General features: G+C 62.3%; 18 protein-coding genes. 8 read left to right on the forward strand and 10 right to left on the reverse strand.

The window, feature by feature from the left end; genetic code table 11:
* The first annotated feature begins 239 nt into the window (after nucleotides 1-239).
* Both dnaJ and NKF25_RS19060 read left to right on the forward strand, forming a co-directional pair.
* Nucleotides 240-1,397 carry a molecular chaperone DnaJ gene (dnaJ, locus tag NKF25_RS19055; protein WP_253228221.1) on the forward strand — a complete coding sequence of 386 codons (1,158 nt, stop codon included), beginning with the start codon at nucleotides 240-242 and terminating at the stop codon, nucleotides 1,395-1,397.
* Between the two features lie 65 nt (nucleotides 1,398-1,462).
* Nucleotides 1,463-2,128 (forward strand): hypothetical protein, encoded by a 666-nt coding sequence (locus NKF25_RS19060; protein WP_253228222.1) that lies wholly within the window; start codon nucleotides 1,463-1,465, stop codon nucleotides 2,126-2,128.
* A gap of 51 nt (nucleotides 2,129-2,179) precedes the next feature.
* On the opposite strand, the gene NKF25_RS19065 is transcribed toward NKF25_RS19060, so the two are convergent.
* The gene (locus NKF25_RS19065) at nucleotides 2,180-3,616 is read right to left on the reverse strand and encodes a TIGR00366 family protein (RefSeq protein WP_253228223.1); all 1,437 of its coding nucleotides are present in this window, start codon (nucleotides 3,614-3,616) and stop codon (nucleotides 2,180-2,182) included.
* Between the two features lie 200 nt (nucleotides 3,617-3,816).
* Here NKF25_RS19065 and NKF25_RS19070 point away from each other — a divergent pair, with 200 nt between their 5' ends.
* The 4 genes from NKF25_RS19070 to NKF25_RS19085 all read left to right on the forward strand — a co-directional run bounded on the left by NKF25_RS19070 (nucleotide 3,817) and on the right by NKF25_RS19085 (nucleotide 6,283).
* A complete protein-coding gene (locus NKF25_RS19070; RefSeq protein ID WP_253228224.1) occupies nucleotides 3,817-4,533 on the forward strand; it encodes a long-chain fatty acid--CoA ligase in 717 nt (238 codons plus the stop codon).
* A gap of 78 nt (nucleotides 4,534-4,611) precedes the next feature.
* The gene (locus tag NKF25_RS19075) at nucleotides 4,612-5,388 is read left to right on the forward strand and encodes an aldo/keto reductase (RefSeq protein WP_253228225.1); all 777 of its coding nucleotides are present in this window, start codon (nucleotides 4,612-4,614) and stop codon (nucleotides 5,386-5,388) included.
* 96 nt (nucleotides 5,389-5,484) lie between these two features.
* Nucleotides 5,485-5,766, forward strand: a complete 282-nt coding sequence (locus tag NKF25_RS19080) for a hypothetical protein (RefSeq protein ID WP_253228226.1) — start codon at nucleotides 5,485-5,487, stop codon at nucleotides 5,764-5,766.
* A gap of 1 nt (nucleotide 5,767) precedes the next feature.
* The gene (locus NKF25_RS19085) at nucleotides 5,768-6,283 is read left to right on the forward strand and encodes a metalloregulator ArsR/SmtB family transcription factor (RefSeq protein ID WP_253228227.1); all 516 of its coding nucleotides are present in this window, start codon (nucleotides 5,768-5,770) and stop codon (nucleotides 6,281-6,283) included.
* A gap of 9 nt (nucleotides 6,284-6,292) precedes the next feature.
* Here NKF25_RS19085 and NKF25_RS19090 read toward each other — a convergent pair whose 3' ends face one another.
* From NKF25_RS19090 to NKF25_RS19110, 5 genes are all read right to left on the reverse strand, one after another.
* Nucleotides 6,293-6,832, reverse strand: coding sequence for a hypothetical protein (locus NKF25_RS19090; protein ID WP_253228228.1), 540 nt, complete (start codon nucleotides 6,830-6,832; stop codon nucleotides 6,293-6,295).
* Nucleotides 6,829-7,173 carry a hypothetical protein gene (locus NKF25_RS19095; RefSeq protein WP_253228229.1) on the reverse strand — a complete coding sequence of 115 codons (345 nt, stop codon included), beginning with the start codon at nucleotides 7,171-7,173 and terminating at the stop codon, nucleotides 6,829-6,831. The genes NKF25_RS19090 and NKF25_RS19095 overlap by 4 nt, the downstream gene beginning before the upstream one ends.
* On the reverse strand, nucleotides 7,157-8,050 hold the full coding sequence (locus tag NKF25_RS19100; protein WP_253228230.1) for an FAD:protein FMN transferase: 894 nt from the start codon (nucleotides 8,048-8,050) through the stop codon (nucleotides 7,157-7,159). Before NKF25_RS19100 ends, NKF25_RS19095 begins: the two co-directional genes overlap by 17 nt.
* Before the next feature lie 243 nt (nucleotides 8,051-8,293).
* On the reverse strand, nucleotides 8,294-10,306 hold the full coding sequence (locus NKF25_RS19105) for an AMP-binding protein (RefSeq protein WP_253228231.1): 2,013 nt from the start codon (nucleotides 10,304-10,306) through the stop codon (nucleotides 8,294-8,296).
* A gap of 58 nt (nucleotides 10,307-10,364) precedes the next feature.
* On the reverse strand, nucleotides 10,365-10,676 hold the full coding sequence (locus tag NKF25_RS19110) for a hypothetical protein (RefSeq protein WP_253228232.1): 312 nt from the start codon (nucleotides 10,674-10,676) through the stop codon (nucleotides 10,365-10,367).
* A gap of 235 nt (nucleotides 10,677-10,911) precedes the next feature.
* On the opposite strand from NKF25_RS19110, the gene NKF25_RS19115 reads away from it, so the two are divergent.
* Nucleotides 10,912-11,676, forward strand: a complete 765-nt coding sequence (locus NKF25_RS19115; protein WP_253228233.1) for a PHP-associated domain-containing protein — start codon at nucleotides 10,912-10,914, stop codon at nucleotides 11,674-11,676.
* A gap of 18 nt (nucleotides 11,677-11,694) precedes the next feature.
* Here NKF25_RS19115 and NKF25_RS19120 read toward each other — a convergent pair whose 3' ends face one another.
* The 3 genes from NKF25_RS19120 to NKF25_RS19130 all read right to left on the reverse strand — a co-directional run bounded on the left by NKF25_RS19120 (nucleotide 11,695) and on the right by NKF25_RS19130 (nucleotide 14,669).
* Nucleotides 11,695-12,174: a metal-dependent hydrolase gene (locus NKF25_RS19120; RefSeq protein ID WP_253228234.1), complete on the reverse strand. Its 480-nt coding sequence runs from the start codon at nucleotides 12,172-12,174 to the stop codon at nucleotides 11,695-11,697.
* A 41-nt stretch (nucleotides 12,175-12,215) separates the two neighbouring features.
* Complete coding sequence (locus tag NKF25_RS19125) at nucleotides 12,216-12,719, reverse strand: CinA family protein (protein ID WP_253228235.1); 504 nt, start codon at nucleotides 12,717-12,719, stop codon at nucleotides 12,216-12,218.
* 75 nt (nucleotides 12,720-12,794) lie between these two features.
* Nucleotides 12,795-14,669 (reverse strand): ABC transporter ATP-binding protein, encoded by a 1,875-nt coding sequence (locus NKF25_RS19130; protein ID WP_253228236.1) that lies wholly within the window; start codon nucleotides 14,667-14,669, stop codon nucleotides 12,795-12,797.
* Nucleotides 14,670-15,115: 446 nt separating this feature from the next.
* Here NKF25_RS19130 and NKF25_RS19135 point away from each other — a divergent pair, with 446 nt between their 5' ends.
* Complete coding sequence (locus NKF25_RS19135) at nucleotides 15,116-16,216, forward strand: pyridoxal phosphate-dependent aminotransferase (protein ID WP_253228237.1); 1,101 nt, start codon at nucleotides 15,116-15,118, stop codon at nucleotides 16,214-16,216.
* Nucleotides 16,217-16,365: 149 nt separating this feature from the next.
* On the opposite strand, the gene pabB is transcribed toward NKF25_RS19135, so the two are convergent.
* On the reverse strand, nucleotides 16,366-17,823 hold the full coding sequence (pabB, locus tag NKF25_RS19140) for an aminodeoxychorismate synthase, component I (RefSeq protein WP_253228300.1): 1,458 nt from the start codon (nucleotides 17,821-17,823) through the stop codon (nucleotides 16,366-16,368).
* Between the last annotated feature and the right edge of the window lies 1 nt (nucleotide 17,824).

Raw genomic sequence — 17,824 nt, forward strand, 5'->3', positions numbered from 1 at the left:
GTGAGCCAACCAGAACGTTCCGCGTTCTGGTGACGTGGACGATTCGGACGACGAATAGTCAGAATCGTTCGCCAGCCGGGTGTAATCCGGCGACGTTGACGATGACGACGAAAACGAACTCGTCATCCGGTGCTGACGGGAACTGACTCGTCGGCATCGCGTTCGCCGCTCGCGGCGAACGCGTGACGAACGGTAGACGGACGATTCAAATACCATCCTACATTACAAAACGATAACTGATGAGCGAGGACTTCTACGACGTACTCGGTGTAAGTCGGGACGCCGACGAGGACGAGATCAAGAAGGCGTATCGCAAGAAAGCCGCCGAGTATCACCCGGACGTGAGCGACGACCCGGACGCCGACGAGAAGTTCAAGAAGGTGAAAAAGGCGAAAGAGGTGCTCTCGGACGACGAGAAGCGCCAAGCCTACGACCAGATGGGTCACGACCGGTTCGAACAGGCCGAGAAGCGCGGCGGGTTCGACGGCGGTCGCGGACCCGGCGGTGCCGGTCAGGGCAACCCGTTCGGCGGCGGCGGTGGCATGGGCGGCATGGGAGACATCTTCAACGAGTTCTTCGGCGGCGGCGGTGGTGGCCGTCGCAACCCGAACCGCCCTCGACAGGGCGCGAACCTCCGAACCGGCATGGAGATCGACCTCGAAGAGGCGTTCGAGGGCGTGACGAAGCAGATATCGGTTCGACGGCCGGAGCGTTGTGCTGCCTGTGACGGCGAGGGCCATCCGCCGGACGCGGACGTGAACACCTGTCCGGAGTGTAACGGACAGGGGCAGGTTACGCAAGTACAACAGACGCCGTTCGGTCGCGTCCAGCAGTCCCAAACCTGCCCGCGCTGTAACGGCGACGGCCAACAGTATTCGGAGACGTGCAACGACTGTGGCGGCGACGGCGTCGTCCAGCGGGAGGCGAAACTCAAAGTGGACATCCCGGCAGGGATTGCCGACGGACAGACCCTCCAGATGGAACGCGAGGGCGCACCGGGTGAGAACGGCGGCCCGAAGGGCGACCTGCTCATCGAAGTCAGGGTGCGCGAGCATCCCGACTTCGAGCGCGACGGTGCCGACCTGTACTATCGGACGGCGTTGTCGTTCCCGCAGGTCGTTTTCGGTGACAAGATCGAAGTTCCGACGCTCTCGGGGTCGGTCGAGATGGATGTACCGAAAGGGACCCAGAGCGGCGAGACGTTCCGCTTGCGGGGCAAGGGGATGCCCCGTCTCCGACGCCGCGGGAACGGCGACCTCTTCGTGAAGGTGCAGGTCGTCACGCCGGACTCGATGAACGACGAACAACGCGAGGCGTTGGAGCAGTTCGCGGAGGCAGGCGGCGAAGAGGTGAACGTCGAGAAGGGCTTCTTCGAGCGAATCAAGAGCAGTTTCTGACTCCGCAACCGAACAAGCTAAGCATTTCTGTGGTGATATTATAGATAGCTACGGACATTCCTCGTATGACCGGATCGAAACTCTCTCGTCGGCGGTTCGTGCAAGTAGCCCTCGGAACGGGAGCGCTCGTCGGTCTCGCACGCGGGCAGACCGCGACGTTCGAACTCGGCGGACAGGTCTCCGGTTGGTTGGGACAGTCCCCGGAACCCCTCGCGGACAAGACGAATCCGACGATCCAGATGGTGGCCGGAAAGGACTACGTCATCGGGTGGGAGAACCTGGACGGCAACTCCCACAACATCGCCATCGGTGACGGGAAAGGGAACATTCTCAAGCGAACCGAAGTCATCGAGATGAAGGGGGCGACCCAAACCCTCGAATTCACGGCGACCACGGAGATGGAGACCTACTTCTCGGAGTTCGATCCGGAGACGATGCGCGGCAACCTCATCGTGTTACGGCCGACGACCACGATGAACGGAACCGCAAACGGTACCACGGGGACGATGGGAGAGATGGGAACGTCATCCACGACGGGCGCAACGACATCGCCACCGTCCACGTCGTCACCCACTGCCTCGACCTCGCCATCGACGACAGAGACGACGACGACGGCATCCGGGGATACGAGTTCGTCCACGACGGACGGCGGCGGGTTGCCGGGATTCGGATGGCTCGCCGCGCTCGGCGGCATCGCCGCGTTCGGCTATCTGCTTCGACGGAAGGAGTAGAGGGCGTTTTTTCGAACCTCGTTTCGACGAGGTGGACCGCGAAAAGTGAATTCACATCGGTAGGAACAACAGTCCGAGACTGATGATGACGCCGCTACCGAGCAGCACCAGCACGCAGTAGCCCATGATGTCACGAACCGAGAGGCCGCTGATGGCGAGCAGTGGAATCGCCCAGAAGGGTTGGATCATGTTCGTCCACGCGTCGCCCCACGCGGCAGCGATGGCGACGCGGGGGACGCTCGTGCCGCTCGAATGGGCGGCCTTCACGAGCGTTTCGCCGACGACCGCCCACTCGCCGCCGCCGCTAGGGACGAAGACGTTGACGATGCCTGCGGTGAGGAACGCGACCACGGGGAGCGTTCCGTCGGGCGAGACGTGGACCATTCCCTGTGCAATCTGCGTCGCGAGGCTGGCCGACCCCTCCGGCGCGTAACCCATGATACCCATGATGCCTGCGTAGAAGGGGAACTGGAGGATGATCCCCCAGACGTTCTCGACGGCCTCCTTCATCGCGCCGATGTACGCCGCCGGGGTGCCGTGAAGGACGACGCCGAGGAAGAGGAACGTGAAGTTGACGATGTTCAGGTTGAGGTTGTTCCACGGCATCGTCCCGTCCACGACTCCGCGGACGAAGTAGCCGACGACGGCCAGCAACCCGGCGAAGCCGATGGCGTACGCGACGAACGACGAGTGTTCGATCCGCTCCGCGAGCGTCATCCCATCCGTCGTCGTCGGCGGTGCCGTGACCGTTTCACCGCCGTCGGTCGCCGTCTCGACCTGTTCGGGGTCGAGCGGGTGTTTTTTCGCCTCGCTCTCGGGGTACATCAGCAGGAACAACAACGGGAGGAAGACGAGGCCGACAAGGACGAAAATGACGATGTTGGCCGCCGTGAAGATGGTCTGTCCCGTCGAAATCGTGGAGTTCAGGACGCCGCTTGCGAGGAGGAAGTTCCCCTCGTCCGCAGTCGAGTTGAGTACCAACGGGATCGATCCCGCGAGGCCGCCGTGCCAGACGATGAACCCGGAGTAGGCCCCCGCCACGATGATGGGGAAGTCGATGGTTCTGATCTCCTCCGCCACTTTTCGTGCGAAAATGGCACCCACGACGAGACCGAGGCCCCAATGAACGAACGAGGCGACGGCGGCCACGACCGGTACCAACGCGGCGGCGCTTCGTTCGCTCGACGGGACCGCCGCCATCCGAGAGAGAAAGCGGTCCACGACGGCGGACTGTGCGAGTGCATAGCCCGTCATCAGGATGAGCGTCATCTGCATCGCGAATTCGAGCAGTGCCCAGAATCCACCGTACCACCCGTCGAGAAGGATGTTCGTGCCGTGTTCCAACGGTCCGCCGCTCGATCCGACGAACACGAACGCGAACCCGTACGCGACGAACGTCAGAATGATCGCGAACAGAAACGCGTCCGGGAGGTAGCGTTCTACGAGCCGTGAACTGCCTTCGGCCATCCGTCTGATTACGTTTGCCATGATTGCGACTGAGAGTATCTAGCACCCCAGTATAAACGTTCGTCAGACGCTCGGTGGTGGACCGTCGGGGTCGGTCCGTGTTCACGGGAGACGATATCGTCCCTCGAATTGACGTCCGAAGATCCGGTATTCATTCGATTATAAACCAACCTGCTACTCGGAATCGTCGGGCTTTTGCGCTCACCGGGACGAGAGTCGGCATGCAGATTCTGGGCGATCTCGTTGTCCGTTCCCGACGAAGTGACGATCCGGCGCTTGGGGTTTCCGGCTCCGGAGGGTACGATTATCATCGCCTCTGTACGACGGCGTGGAAGACGGGGAACTTCTTCCGGCACCTCGGCGTGCGCGAGGGAGTGACGGTCGGCATCCGTGTAACACCCGCGGCGCAACCGATACTCGGCTTCTTCGGTGCGGTTCTGCTCGGCGCGAGCGTGCGCTTCGACCCGCCGAACGACATCGACGCGCGTGTCCTGCTCGCGCCGACCGAGCGGGTTGGCGAGTACGAGCTACCACCGGGTGGACAGTACGTCGCCTACGGCGATGCCCCTGCCGATCCGACCGTCTCGCATTTCGAAACCGACGTGTGGAGCGAAAATCCGGTCTTTCCCGAGACGCCGCTTTCGTCCGAAACGCCCGCACTCACCGGAGAGCGTGAGGTGTCCCACGCCGAGTTGCTCGACGCCGGAACCGCGGTCGCCGACGAATGGGGATTCGGCCCGTCCGATTCGGTCGCGGTTCGTACACCGTTGTCGGACCCGCGGACGATAGCCGCCGGACTCGTCGCGCCGCTCCTCGTCGGCGGGGAGTGCGTCCTCGATACCGAACGGACGGCAGATTTCGCGGTCGTGGACGACGATTCGGGCGCATCGAACGCGCCCGAATCGTCTGCGATCACGCTGGACGACGTTCCGCTGTGATCATCGGGATACTGTAATCCTCGTTCCTTCGACTTCCGCAACCACATGGATTAGGACCCCTCTCCACGAATCCCGACTATGACCACGACGGACATCGACGACGGTTCGGCAATCGGTCTCGGCACGATGGGAATCGACGATCCGGAGCGAATCGCCAGCGCCATCGAGATGGGGTATCGCCACCTCGATACGGCACAAATTTACGACAACGAGGCGGTCGTCGGCGAGGCCATCGAACTCGCCGACGTCCCGCGCTCGGACTTGTTCGTCGCCACCAAAGTCTGGGCTGATAGCCTCGCCCCCGACGACGTGCTATCGAGCACCGAGGAGAGCCTCGACAAACTCGGCCTCGATACCGTCGATCTGCTCTACGTCCATCGACCGATTCAGACCTACGATCCAGAAGCAACGCTTCCGGCCTTCGACCGACTTCGGGACGACGGCCGTATCGAACACGTCGGGGTCAGCAACTTCGGCGCTAAGGAAATCGAGGGCGCCCGCGACGTGCTCGACGCGCCGATCGTCGCCCATCAGGTCGAGATGCATCCGCTCTACGAGCAGTCGGAACTCCTCGCGGATGCGGCGGCACACGAAACCACCCTCGTCGCGTACTCGCCGATTGCCCAAGGCGAGGTGTTCGACCTGCCGGTAATGACGGATCTCGCCGAGAAACACGACGCGACCGCGGCACAAGTCGCGCTCGCGTGGGTCGTCGAAAAAGGGGCAGTCCCCATTCCACGCTCGGGGAGCGACCACCATCTGCGGGAGAACTTGGCGGCGGGGGAGATCTCCCTCGATGCCGAGGATATCGCGCGAATCGACACCATCGACCGCGAGGAGAAGCTGTTCGAGTAGTTCGTGTGGGAGTGGGGGGGCTCGCGTCGCTCGCCACCGTTAGACGGTTGTACGAGAACGCTTTTGCCCTGGCCGTCGAATCGCACTCGGTAGCTCATGGCGATACGCGCGGACGAGATAGAGTTGGTCGTTAGTCTCGGGATACTGCTCGTTAGTGTGGGATTGGGGACCTTGACGTACCTGACGTGGCGGCGCGAGCGCGAGCGGCGGTTGGCCGTCGTCACCGTCGCCTACGGCCTGTTCGCCTGCCGTGGACTGGCGGTCGTCTTCGAGGAAACGGTCTTTACCGGCGTACAGCCCGAACTCGTCGATCATCTCTCGTCCCTGTTCGTCCTGTTCGGCCTCCTGCTGTTCTTCGTGGCGATAGTGCGGGAGTGAAATGGACGAACTCGAACTCGACTCACGGCGGGCCATCTTCGGCGAGATTCACGCGACGCCGGGGATTCATTTCCGTGAGTTACTCCGCCGACACGAGTACGCGCAGGGGACGATTCAGTACCATCTCCGATGGCTCGAAGACGAGGGGTTGGTCGAGTCCTCCGACGACGGGAACTTCACCCGTTACTATCCTGCCCACTCGTTCGAATCGGGGGACAAAACGACGATGAACGCCCTCCGACGGAAGTACTCGCGGCGAATCATCGCCCAACTCGCGTCGGAGGACGAACTCAGCACCGCGACGTTGAGCGACCGTGTCGAGAAGTCCCGTTCGACCGTCTCGTGGCACCTCTCCCGGCTTCACGAGGAAGGAATCGTGGAAAAGGAACGCGACGGGCGTACCGTGTTGTATTCGCTTCGGGACCGCGACCGGGTGATGCGCCTCTATGCGACCTATCAGGCGAGTTTGCACGACCGGCTGCTCGACAAAGTCCTCGACCTGTGGGACGTGTACTGAGTTCGTCGTTTACCCAGTTGGGTTGACGAGGCTCGTTCCTTCGAGGAGCTTCAAGGCCAGCGCGAGTATCACGAAGACCACTGACCCGACAACGAGTTGGCCGAGGAGGCCGGTCATATCGCTTCCGATGGCGACTGCGTGGACGATTCCGAACGCGAATCCACCGTATGCGAGGGTGTGAACCGCCCCCGGATTGTCGAACCGCCGCGGTTCGAGAAAGCCCAGTGCGGCGAGGACGAGCACCACCAGTGAGACGGCTCCGACACCGACACCAGCGAGGAACAGCGAGAGCGGGTAGTTCGGCGCGGGTGCGCTCCCATCGACGACCAACCACGCATCGACGGTTCCGACGATGGCGTGAACCGCCATCATGCCGATGCCGAAGACGGCGAGTTCGATGTGTATTCGACGGGAAAGTCGGTGTATCAGGCCGAACCCTCGGGCGGTGAAGAAGATGCCCGTCAACACGGTCAGCCAGAGTGCCGGAAAGAGCACCAGCGCCGATGCGCGGTCGAGATACCACAGCGTGAGCGTGACGAACCCGTTCATGATGCGTGGGTCGTCGTCACGACGGGACAACCCAAATCGTCACCCTGACCGCGCCCCGCCTTGGACGGACATTTGTCGGCGCTGTTCGGGACACCGTCCCGGTCGTCGTCGCGTTGTTGGGTCGTCGTCCCGGTCCCGGTCCCGGTTCCGGTCCTAGTTCCGGAACTCGTTCCAGTCCGGTGATGATCGGTCGTTGGCGGCGTGTAGTGGACGGTCGGTTTCGCCTGCGTCTCCTTTTGATGGGTCGTTCGATACGCCATAACCCCCGACGCGAAGACGAGCGAGGCGACCACCACCACCAGCGCGATCAGCGTCCGACGACGCTTAGCGGACGTGTCCATCGAATCCCTCCGTTTCGTGAAAGACACCCTGTTGGATGACAAGCGCCTCCGCACCCTCCCACTCCTCCGCCAAACGAATCGCCGCGTCCGGCCGAAGCGCGGCGAGCGTGGTGGCGAGGGCGTCGGCTTCCATGCAGTCTCGACGAGCGACGACAGTCACGAGGTCGTTTCGTGATCGGGTTCGTTTCTCGTTCGGGTTGTAGATGTGCTCGATACCGTCGCGGTTGCGTCGATAGCCGCCCGATGTGGCGACGTTCCACTCCGTCGAGAGGACGCGGAGGAACGTCCCGACATCGTCCGGGCTCTCGATACCGACCGGTCCGGTCGGCCGTGCGATGTCGCCACCTCCGTCCACGAATCCGCGTCGGCCGACGCCCGAAAGCGCCTCCTGTGCTCGGTCCACGATGTAGCCTTTGGCGAGCCCGTTACAATCGAGCGGTCCGTCGGTCCGCACGGTGTCCCCATCGACCGTCACGGACGACGGGTCGAACGTCGGGTCCGGTGCTGTCGGATCCTCTCCCCGAACGTACGCTTTCACCTCGTGTTCGACGGCACCGTGACGGATGTCGAAGACGCCGTCAGTTCGGTCGTAGTACTCCAATCCACGGCGAACGATTCGCGCGACGTGACCGTTCGTGACGCTCCCCGTTCGATTCAGCTCGGCGATGTGACTCGATTCGTCGAATGCGTCCAGTTCCCGCTCCAGTCGAAGCGCCGATTCCTTCGCACGCTTACAGGCGGAGGTCGCACGGACGCCGTCAGCACCGATTCGAAACGTCGTATCACAGCAGTCGAAGGACGTGCTGGCTCCGCCGACCGTTCCGTACAGTCGGTCCGTGGACGCCGCCAGCCGAGCGCGTATCGGAGGCCGATGCATGTCCAAGTATTCAAAAGCTGGAATGATATCGATTCGCGTCCATTCATCGAACCGTCAAGCGGCGTCAGTCCACCCAAGAGCGACGTCCATCCGCCGAATCAGCAATCGTCCATCCGATCATCGACCATCCGTCGAATTTCCACCCTCTATCCGATCATCGACCATCCGTCGAATTTCCACCATCTATCCGATCATCGACCATCCGTCCGATCACCGAAACAGAACCTGTGCCCGAGAAGGAAATCAGTTCGCTTCTTCGAGCCTATCGAGCGCGTCGGGGTTCTCGATGCTGGACATGTCTCCCAAGTCCTCGCCCGTGTAGGCCGCCTCGATGGCCCGGCGGATGATTTTCCCGGACTGCGTTTTCGGGAATTCGTCCACGAAGAGGACTTCTCGGGGACGGAACGGCTTGCCGAGTTCCTCGCCGACCTGTTCACGGAGTTCGGCACGCAGGTCGTCGGATTCCTCGACATCCGATTCGAGGATGACGTAGGAGACGACGGCCTGTCCGGTCGTGTCGTCCGGGACGCCGACGGCGGCGGCCTGATTCACCGCGTCGTGGTCCATCAGCGCGCCCTCGACTTCCGCGGGACCGACCTTCCGACCGGCCACGTTGATGGCGTCGTCCGAGCGGCCGTGGAGGAACCAGAAACCGTCCTCGTCCTTCTGTGCCCAGTCGCCGTGGTTCCACATGTCGTCGAACCGCGACCAATAGGTGTCTAGATAGCGTTCGTCACCCGACCAGAGCGACTTCGTCATCGACGGACAGGAGTCGCGGGCGACGAGGTAGCCGCGTTCGTGGGCGTCGGCGACGGATTCGCCCTTTGCGTTCACGATGTCGATGTTCATGCCGAGACCCGGCCCGCCGAGCGTACAGGGTTTGAGCGGTTGTGTCGGCATGGGCATCAGGAAGCAACCACAGATTTCGGTGCCGCCCGAGATGTTGATGATGGGTGCTTCGCTTCCGCCGACGTTCTCGTAGAACCACAGCCACGATTCCGGGTCCCACGGTTCGCCGGTCGAACCAAGCAGGCGCAGCGAGGAGAGGTCGTAGTCGTCCAGCCACTCGTCGCCGTACCCTCGAAGCGCGCGAATCGCGGTCGGAGAGATGCCGAAGACGGTCAGGCCGTGGCGGTCGATCATGTCCCAGAAGCGGTCGGGTTCGGGGTAGTCCGGTGCCCCTTCGTACATGAATATCGTGCCGCCGAAAGCGTGGTTGCCGATGAGCGTCCACGGACCCATCATCCACCCGATGTCCGAAACCCAGAAGAATCGATCAGCGTCCTTGTGATCGAAGCCGAAGTAGATCTCCTTCGCACACTGCATCAACTGTCCGGCGTGCGTGTGGACGATGCCCTTCGGTTTCCCCGTCGTCCCCGACGAGTACAACAGCATCGACTCGTCGCTCGAATCGAGTTCCTTCGTCTCGTACTCGTCGTCCTGTTCGAGGACGGCTTCGTCCCACCGTTCGTCGCGGTCGTCGTTCCAGGGAATCTCGAGTTCCGAGGCACTGTGTTCCTCGCTGCCCAGTCGCTCGTAGACGATGGTGTGCTCGACGTGGCCCGCTTCCGCGATGGCCTCGTCGGCGGTGTCCTTCAGAACGACCTCGCTGCCACGACGGTAGAAGCCGTCGCCGGTGAACAGAACGGAACATTCGGAATCATCGATGCGGGTCGCAGTGGCGTCGGTTCCGAACCCGGAGAAGATCGGCACCGCGATCGCGCCGACTTTGAAACAGCCGTAGAGGATGGAGATGACCTCGGGAACCATCGGCATGTACAGGCCGACGGTGTCACCTTTCTCGATGCCGCGTGCTTCGAGCGCGTTGGCGACCATGTTCGCCTCGCGGTACAGTTCGTGATAAGTGATCTCCCGCACGTCACCCGGCTCTCCCTCCCAGATGCAGGCGACTTTGTTCCGGGTCGGGCTATCGACCCGCGCGTATCGATCGAGGGTGTTGTGCGCGATGTTGATCTTGCCGCCGGGGTACCAGTCCGAGAACTGTGGTCCCTCGCTGTCGTCACGAACCGTGTCGTACTCCTCGTAAAAATCGATGTCGAGGTAGTCCACCAGTTCGTCCCAGAACCAATCGACGCCAGAAGACGCGTCTTCCGAGCCATCCGTACAGGTGCGCTCGATGAGTTCGTCGTAGTCATCGATGTCGTGTTCCTGCATGAATTCCCAGACGTTCGTGGATTCCACGAACTCCCGTGACGGTTCGTGGACGATTTCGTCTACGTCCGCAAGTGTGTCCATATCATGACCTCCGTGTGGCAAGGATTGCGCACCCGCCTCAAAATAGTTTGTTACCTCCTCAGAGCAATTCGCTCGCGTTCCCCTCGTCGAGTCGGGAGACGACTTGCTTGAGGTCGGCGGATTCCTCGATTTCGTCGCGGACGCGCTCGCGCGAGCGTACGTCGCTCGAATCGGCATCGTAGGCGCGGACGTACTCGGCCCGGGAGTGTTCGTCGAAGGCGTGGCGGATGGCGAGGTATCCGTCCGGGACGACCGTCCCGCAGACTTTGCACTCCCGTCGTTCGTGCTCGGTCGTCTGATGGACGATGGCGTCCTCGACGCTGGCGAACCGTTCCCCACAGCCGTCGATGTCACATTCCCATGCGCTCATGTGTTGATTCTCTAATTCCCATGATATAATTGTTTCTTGCTCGTCATCCGAAGGTCGTTCGGCTCGCCGAGAACGGCTCGATTGTACGTCCTCCCGAGAATCCCACTATTTCGAGGATGACGCACCGACGAACCCGGAAACCGACGCGGGGAGAACTCATCACTATCGTTCGTTCGATCAAGCAGATGATACCGAAACCAGAACCACTATCGTTCGACCGCCGAAATATCCTTTCGTGACCGACCGCGACGGATTCAGGGTGGACATGCACGTCAAAGTGCTGGACGAAAAGGTCGTCAGACGGGCGAAAGAACGCGGCCTCGACGCGCTGGTGTACGCGCCACATTTCATGCGACTCCCCGAAATTCGTCAACGTGCGGAAAAATTCTCCGACGACGAGTTGCTCGTCGTCCCCGCTCGCGAGGTGTTCACCGGAACGTGGAGGAACCGAAAACACGTCCTGGCGATCGGATTGGACGACCCCATCCCCGACTTCATCTCGCTCACGGCGGCGATGGAGGAGTTCGATAGACAAGACGCGGCCGTCCTGATTCCTCATCCGGAATTTCTCAGTGTGGGCGTCACGGAGGCGGACATCCGCGTTCACGCCGACGTCATCCACGCCGTGGAAACTTACAACCCCAAACACTGGGACCGACACAACCGCCGAGCAAAAGAGATCGTCAAGAACACCGGAAAGCCCGCGTTCGGGTCGTCGTACGCACACCTCCGTGGAACCATCGGGGAAGTGTGGACGGCGTTCGGTGAGGACATCGAAACCGAGGACGAACTCGTCGAACTGCTTCGGGCGGGGAACACGACGCGGGTCCTCCATCGGACGGGACGGAGCCACGAACTCCGTCGCCGATTGGAATTCTCACACCTCGGGTACGAAAACTCGTGGAAAAAGATCGATCGCCTCGTCCTCTCGGGCATGGAAGCCACGCATCCCGACCACGAAACGTACGGCGGGAAGTTCGACGACAGAAGCGTGTACTGAACGGTCGTTTTTCGAACGCTATTGAAGGCCGACTGCGGTCATCCCTGTGTCGATGAGGAATTGCCCGTTGACGATCACTGCGGCGACGATGAGTTCGAAGACCGTCACCGCGAGCGTGACCAACGTGGCGGCGCTGCTGGAAACCGAGACACCGAACGGTGCGCCGAACTCGCGTTCGTACGGGTAAAACAGCGCCAGACCCCGTTTGCTCCCGAGCATGTCGAGGGCGTAGTGGGTGAGGACGCCGATCCAGACGTATTGCAGGTTGCCGAACACCATCGGGAAGACGTAAAACAGCGCGAGGATCGGGAGGTTGTGGAGCGTTTTCCGGTGTTTGCCGAAGGCGGTGTCCACGTCCGGAAAGAGCGCGCCGAGGATGACCGGAACGCCAACTGCCACGATTGAGTAGAACGTCTCCACGTCACCCGACGGATGGAGAACGTATCCGAGCCCGATGCTGAGAAGTGCCGCATTCAATACGTGTTCTTTTCGATTCATTTGGTTGCAGGTCCCACCCCGCAATATCAAGGTTTTCCCTTTTACTCCAGTTCGTCGAGGAGGTCCGAAAGGGCTTGGTTCGCTATTTTACGCTTGATCTCCTGTCGCGAGCCGTCGAACTCGTACCGGGCGACCACCGAGTAGGATTCCTCGCTTCCCCACTCACCCGCGTAGGCCACGCCGATGAAGACCGTTCCGACGGGCTTTTCGTCGGTACCGCCAGTCGGTCCGGCGATTCCGGTCGTGGCGACGCCCCACGTGGTCCCCGCGACGTCGCGCACGCCGCGAGCCATCGCGCGGGCGACGGGTTCGCTGACGGCACCGTGCTCGTCCAGCGCTTCGCGGGTGACGCCGACGTGACGCATCTTCGCGTCGTAGGAGTAGGTGACGAGACCGCTGTCGAAGTAGTCGCTCGACCCCGGAACGTCGGTCAGGAGCGACCCGATGAGGCCGCCAGTACAGGACTCGGCGGTCGCAACCGTCGCGTTCGATTCACGGAGGGCGTCCCCGACTCGCCTTTCGATGGGTTGGTCGTCCGTGCTCATGGGGAGGGAAAGGAGGCGCGAAAAAAAGAAACCCGCGGGTCGATTTCCAACACGAGACGGAAAGCAAGACGATGATTACCTGGCCGGAATCTCTTCGAGCATCCCGGCTTGGACGCCCCAGAGGTCCGCGTACAGGCCGTCCTCGGCGAGCAGTTCGCCGTGCGTTCCTCGCTCGACCACGCGACCGTCTTCGAGGACGAGGATGGTTTCGGCGTTCTTGATGGTCGAGAGACGGTGCGCGATGGCGAGCACGGTTCGATCCGCCAACAGCGCGTCGAGACTCTGCTGGATGCGGAGTTCGGTTTCCGTGTCCACGTCGCTGGTCGCCTCGTCGAGGATGAGCACGGCCGGGTTCTGAAGCAGGATGCGGGCGATGCCGACGCGCTGACGCTGACCGCCGGACAGTTTCACACCTCGCTCGCCGACTTCCGTATCGTAGCCGTCCGGCAGTTCCTCGATGAACTCGTGGGCCTGTGCGGCTTTCGCGGCCTCGATGACTTCTGCTCGGGTCGCGTCGAACGTCCCGTACGCGATGTTCTCGCCGACGGTCCCGGCGAAGAGGAACGTCTCCTGGCTGACGTAGCCGACCGATTCGCGGAGACTGGAAAGCGACACCTCCGTGATGTCTTGCCCGTCGAGTCGAATCGTCCCGTCGTTCACGTCGTAGAGACGCAAGAGGAGTTTCAGTATCGTGGACTTCCCCGCACCCGTCGGGCCGACGAGCGCGAGGGTTTCGCCGCCGCCTACCTCGAGGCTCACGTCCTCGATGACGGTCTCCTCGTCGTCGTAGCCGAACGTCACGTCCTCGTACTCCACGACGCCCTCCGAAACGTCTATGGCTGGCGCGTCGTCATCGGTTTCGAGGGCGCTCGGTTCGTCCATCAGTCCGAAGATGCGCTCGGAGGACGCGACCGCCTGCTGGTACATGTTGATCAGCTGACCGAACTGCGCGAGCGGCCAGATGAACCGTTGGCTCAGGACGATGAACGTGACGAACGCGCCGGGACTCAGATCGCCCGAGAAGACGAACGGCGCGCCGCCTAGCACCCATAGCCCGCCGACGGCGAACGTGAGGATGAAACCGAACCCGGCGCTCAACTCCAGTCCAGGGAAGAACGTGATCCGGGTTCGAATGGCGTCCCAGTTCGTGTCGTAGTACTCCCTAGACGAATCCGTCACGCGGTCGAACTCGTAATCTTCGGCGCTGCTCGCCTTGATAACCTCGATACCACCGAGGTTGTTCTCCAGTCGGGCATTGAGTCGGCCGACGGTCGAGCGCACCTCGGAGTACTTCGGTTGGATGATCTGGACGAACTTGTACGTGAAGAGCGCGACGAGCGGCACCGTCACGAGTGTCACCAACGCGAGTTGGAAGTTTTTCGACGCGAGGATGACGGTGACGCCGACCACGGTGATTCCGATCTGAGTCATCACGTTCAGTCCGCCGTTGAGGAACTGTTCGAGGCGGTTCACGTCGTTGTTGAGGATGCTCATCAGTTCGCCCGTCTGCTTCTCGGCGAAGAACCCGAGGTCCAACCGCTGCATCGCGTCGTAGGTATCGCTTCGCACTTCGTGCTGGATGGACTGGGCGAACTCGTTGAGACCCCACCCTTTGGCCAATCCGCCGAGCGCACTCCCGATGAAGGAGAGGGTTATCAGTCCCACGGTGAACCAAAGCTGAGCGAAGTGGTCCGTTGGGATCCACGACTGTGGTATCAAGGGCAACCGATACGGTTGCGGGTTCTGTACCGGAAATATCGCATCGAGTGCAATGCCGAGGAGAACCGGCGGCAGGAGCGAGAGCAGGTGCGCGGCGAGGCTGGCCACGATTCCGACTGACAGGGGAAACCAGTGTTCCCGGCCGTAGGTTCCGAACAGTCGTCGAATCGGCGAATCGACGCGGTCGCGTTGCTCGCTGAACTTTTCGTCTTCATCTGTGTTATCCATCATTTCGTGTGTCGTTGTGGGTGGTGTGATTTGCTGTTCGTTGCCCGTCCAGCGCCCACGGGATGTGATTCCGCGAATCGGGCGGATGGACGACGGCGTTCGATGCGGAGACCTACCCGTGACCGTCGAATCGGATACCCACGGATACGCGGCAGATCTATCGGTTGTCTGTCGGACCGATGCCGTGGCTACGGCGTGCGAACACGCGATGAGAACTGTCGCCGCCACGGAGTGATTACGGACGCCGTCGAGCGGCGCCGACCACTGTCAGTAGAGGATACGAACCGGCATCATCTTTCTTCATTCCTAATGAATTTCCTGACAACATAAAGTCCAGTGTGACTATGGGATGCATACTCATGCCCATCACCCATCGAACGAATCCCTTCCCGCGTTCGTCGCACTCCTCGTTGCGAAAGAAACACTTGCCAGTGCTGCGACCCTGAAGTATGGACTACGACACCCCCCTGTTCTTTCACGTCATGACCTACGCGGCGGACGCCGACCACGACGTCGTCGATATGGTCAGCGGAAATCCTGACTGGGGGTCACCGCCCAGTATCGCCGAGGGGCTTCACGCCTACGCCGACCTCGGCGGGGATGATTTCCAATACCCGCCGAGCGAGGGACTCCTCGAACTGCGCGAGGAGATCGCCGCACGGCGGGATGTCGATACCTCGCAAGTCGTCGTGACCTGCGGTGGCGGCGAAGCCAACTATCTGGCGATGGCCCGGGCGATGGAACGCGAAGCGGGCGACGAGTTCATCCTCACCGATCCGGTGTACCCGTACTACCCCGGCAAGACGACGATGCTCGGGGCAAAGCAACGCTTCGTCGCCACCGCGGCGGACGGGACGCTTGACCCTGACGACGTGCGAGAAACCGCGAGCGAGGACACCGCCGCAATCGTCGTGAATTCACCGAACAACCCGACCGGCGCGGTGTACGACGAGAAAACGATGCGCGAACTCGTCGCTATCGCCGAGGAGTACGACGCGCTCCTCGTCAGCGACGAGGTGTACGACCACTTCGACTTCTCCGGCGAGTTCACCAGCGCGTTGGCGTTCGACTCCGACCACCGAATCGTCACCAACTCGTTCTCGAAGTCGCTTGCCATCACCGGATTCCGCGTCGGCTACGCCATCTTCCCGCCGGAACTCGTGGACGTGGCCAAGACTCGCCACATGCTGACGAACGTGGCGACGGGCCGTCCCGCACAGTACGCCGTCCTCCACGCGCTCCGCGAGACGACGCGGGAGTACTACGAGGAGAACCGCACGCTCCTCGAATCACGCGTCGAGATCTTCACCGACGCGCTCGACGCCGCCGGTGCCGACTACACCACCCCCGACGGCGCGTTCTACGTCATGGCTCGCTTCCCCGACTTCCCCGGCACGCTGTCGAACGTCGAGAACCTCATCGACGAAGCAGGCGTCGCTGGCATGCCCGGCGAAGCCTTCGGCTCTTCGCGCGACGACTGGATCCGGTTCGCCCTCGTCTCTCCACGCGTCGAGGAAGCGGCCGACCGACTCGCGGCGCACTTCAGCTGAGAAACGGACAGCAATGTTGCTGTATCGCTTTTGGCGCACCCTCCCGGGTTAGGCAGACTGTGGGTTGCGAATCGATGGGACGAGGCGTTCGGCAACCCGAAACGTCCACCGTCGTTGGTCCCGGTTTGGTATTTAAAATTGCGTGTGAGTCACTCCACCGAAAATCCCGTCTCGCGTTCGAGAGCTTCGTCGATCGCGTTGACGAGCGCCTTCCCCTTCGCCAACGTCTCCTCGTATTCGGCTTCGGGGACCGAATCGTGGACGATTCCCGCGCCGACGCGGAGGTGGTACTCGTCACCGTGGCGAACGAGGGTGCGGATGACGATGTTCAGGGTCGCACGCTCGTCGAATCCCAGCATGCCGATACTGCCGGTGTACGGTCCACGGCGGGTGGATTCGAGTTCGTCGATGATCGCCATCGTTCGGGGTTTCGGCGCGCCGGTGATGGTGCCGCCGGGGAAGGTCGCCGCGATGGCGTCGGTGACGGAGACGTCGGGTCGTCGTCGCGCCGTGACCTCCGAGACGAGGTGCATCACCTCGGAGTAGCGGTCGATTCGGCGGTAGTCGGTCACCTCGACGCTGCCGTACTCGGCGATCTTTCCGAGGTCGTTTCGCTCCAAATCGACCAGCATGGCGTGTTCGGCGCGCTCCTTGTCGTCGGAGAGCAGTTCGGCGGCCAGTTCGTCGTCGGCTTCCGGGGTCGCGCCACGCGGGCGCGTTCCGGCGATCGGCTCAGTGCGAAGGTGGTCGCCATCCACGTCGAGCAGGAGTTCGGGACTGGCGCTGACCAAGTCCACGCCCGGGAACTCGACCAGCGCGGAGTAGGGCGCGGGGTTGACCTGCCGGAGCGCGTCGAACGCCGTGACGGGGTGGACGCTCGCCGGTGCTTCCAGTCGCTGTGAGATGTTCGCCTGGAACGTGTCGCCGTCGCGGATGTACCCCTTGACGGCGTCGACGCGCTCCGCGAACGCCTCGCGTCCGCAACTGCTGACGAACGGTCCTCGTTCGTCCGTCGGCGGTGGACCGACCGATGGGTCGCCGTCGATAGCCGACTCCGCGAGCGACAGCGCCGTTTCTCGGGCTTCGTCGTACGTCGTGTCGGGGTCGTCCGGGTCGCGGAGTTGCGGACACGCCGTCACGCGAAGCGTGTCCTCGGCTCCCGTTTCCCACGCGGCCACGCAGTCGTACAACCCGAACTGCACCCGCGGGAGGTTCCGGTCGTCGGTCGCTTCGCTGGGGAGGGATTCGAGTTCACGAACGAGGTCGTAGGAGAGCCAGCCGAACAACCCGCACGGGTACGGTACCTCACAGTCGCCGCGGACGAGCGTCTCGTCGGCGAGCACCGTCTCGACGATGTCGAGGCTCGATCCGTCCGCGTCCGATTCCCCGGTCGAATCGATTTGGAGGATACTCGCGGGTTCGACGCCGAAATATCCCCATCCCGATTGCCCACCCGTCGTTGCACAGTAAAAGCCGCCGGTACCGTCGCGTGCCCGTCGATACGCCCGAAACGGGTCCGTAACACTCACACGCACTTCGACGGGGATTCGAGCCGCTCGGGGTGCAGTTCGTGCGGTTTCGCGGAACGCAGCCCGCGAGGTGACAATC

This window comes from Haladaptatus sp. AB643 (assembly GCF_024136975.1).
Classification (GTDB): Archaea; Halobacteriota; Halobacteria; order Halobacteriales; family Haladaptataceae; genus Haladaptatus.

Bases quoted from the DNA above. Each gene is read 5' to 3' on its own strand.
- NKF25_RS19085 (WP_253228227.1), top strand. From the start codon at position 5,768: ATGGACGAACTCGAACTCGACTCACGGCGGGCCATCTTCGGCGAGATT.
- NKF25_RS19090 (WP_253228228.1), bottom strand. From the start codon at position 6,832: ATGAACGGGTTCGTCACGCTCACGCTGTGGTATCTCGACCGCGCATCG.
- NKF25_RS19125 (WP_253228235.1), bottom strand. From the start codon at position 12,719: ATGAGCACGGACGACCAACCCATCGAAAGGCGAGTCGGGGACGCCCTC.
- NKF25_RS19100 (WP_253228230.1), bottom strand. From the start codon at position 8,050: ATGCATCGGCCTCCGATACGCGCTCGGCTGGCGGCGTCCACGGACCGA.
- NKF25_RS19130 (WP_253228236.1), bottom strand. From the start codon at position 14,669: ATGATGGATAACACAGATGAAGACGAAAAGTTCAGCGAGCAACGCGAC.
- dnaJ (WP_253228221.1), top strand. From the start codon at position 240: ATGAGCGAGGACTTCTACGACGTACTCGGTGTAAGTCGGGACGCCGAC.
- NKF25_RS19075 (WP_253228225.1), top strand. From the start codon at position 4,612: ATGACCACGACGGACATCGACGACGGTTCGGCAATCGGTCTCGGCACG.
- NKF25_RS19070 (WP_253228224.1), top strand. From the start codon at position 3,817: ATGCAGATTCTGGGCGATCTCGTTGTCCGTTCCCGACGAAGTGACGAT.
- NKF25_RS19065 (WP_253228223.1), bottom strand. From the start codon at position 3,616: ATGGCAAACGTAATCAGACGGATGGCCGAAGGCAGTTCACGGCTCGTA.
- NKF25_RS19080 (WP_253228226.1), top strand. From the start codon at position 5,485: ATGGCGATACGCGCGGACGAGATAGAGTTGGTCGTTAGTCTCGGGATA.
- NKF25_RS19110 (WP_253228232.1), bottom strand. From the start codon at position 10,676: ATGAGCGCATGGGAATGTGACATCGACGGCTGTGGGGAACGGTTCGCC.
- NKF25_RS19105 (WP_253228231.1), bottom strand. From the start codon at position 10,306: ATGGACACACTTGCGGACGTAGACGAAATCGTCCACGAACCGTCACGG.
- NKF25_RS19060 (WP_253228222.1), top strand. From the start codon at position 1,463: ATGACCGGATCGAAACTCTCTCGTCGGCGGTTCGTGCAAGTAGCCCTC.
- NKF25_RS19120 (WP_253228234.1), bottom strand. From the start codon at position 12,174: ATGAATCGAAAAGAACACGTATTGAATGCGGCACTTCTCAGCATCGGG.
- NKF25_RS19135 (WP_253228237.1), top strand. From the start codon at position 15,116: ATGGACTACGACACCCCCCTGTTCTTTCACGTCATGACCTACGCGGCG.
- NKF25_RS19095 (WP_253228229.1), bottom strand. From the start codon at position 7,173: ATGGACACGTCCGCTAAGCGTCGTCGGACGCTGATCGCGCTGGTGGTG.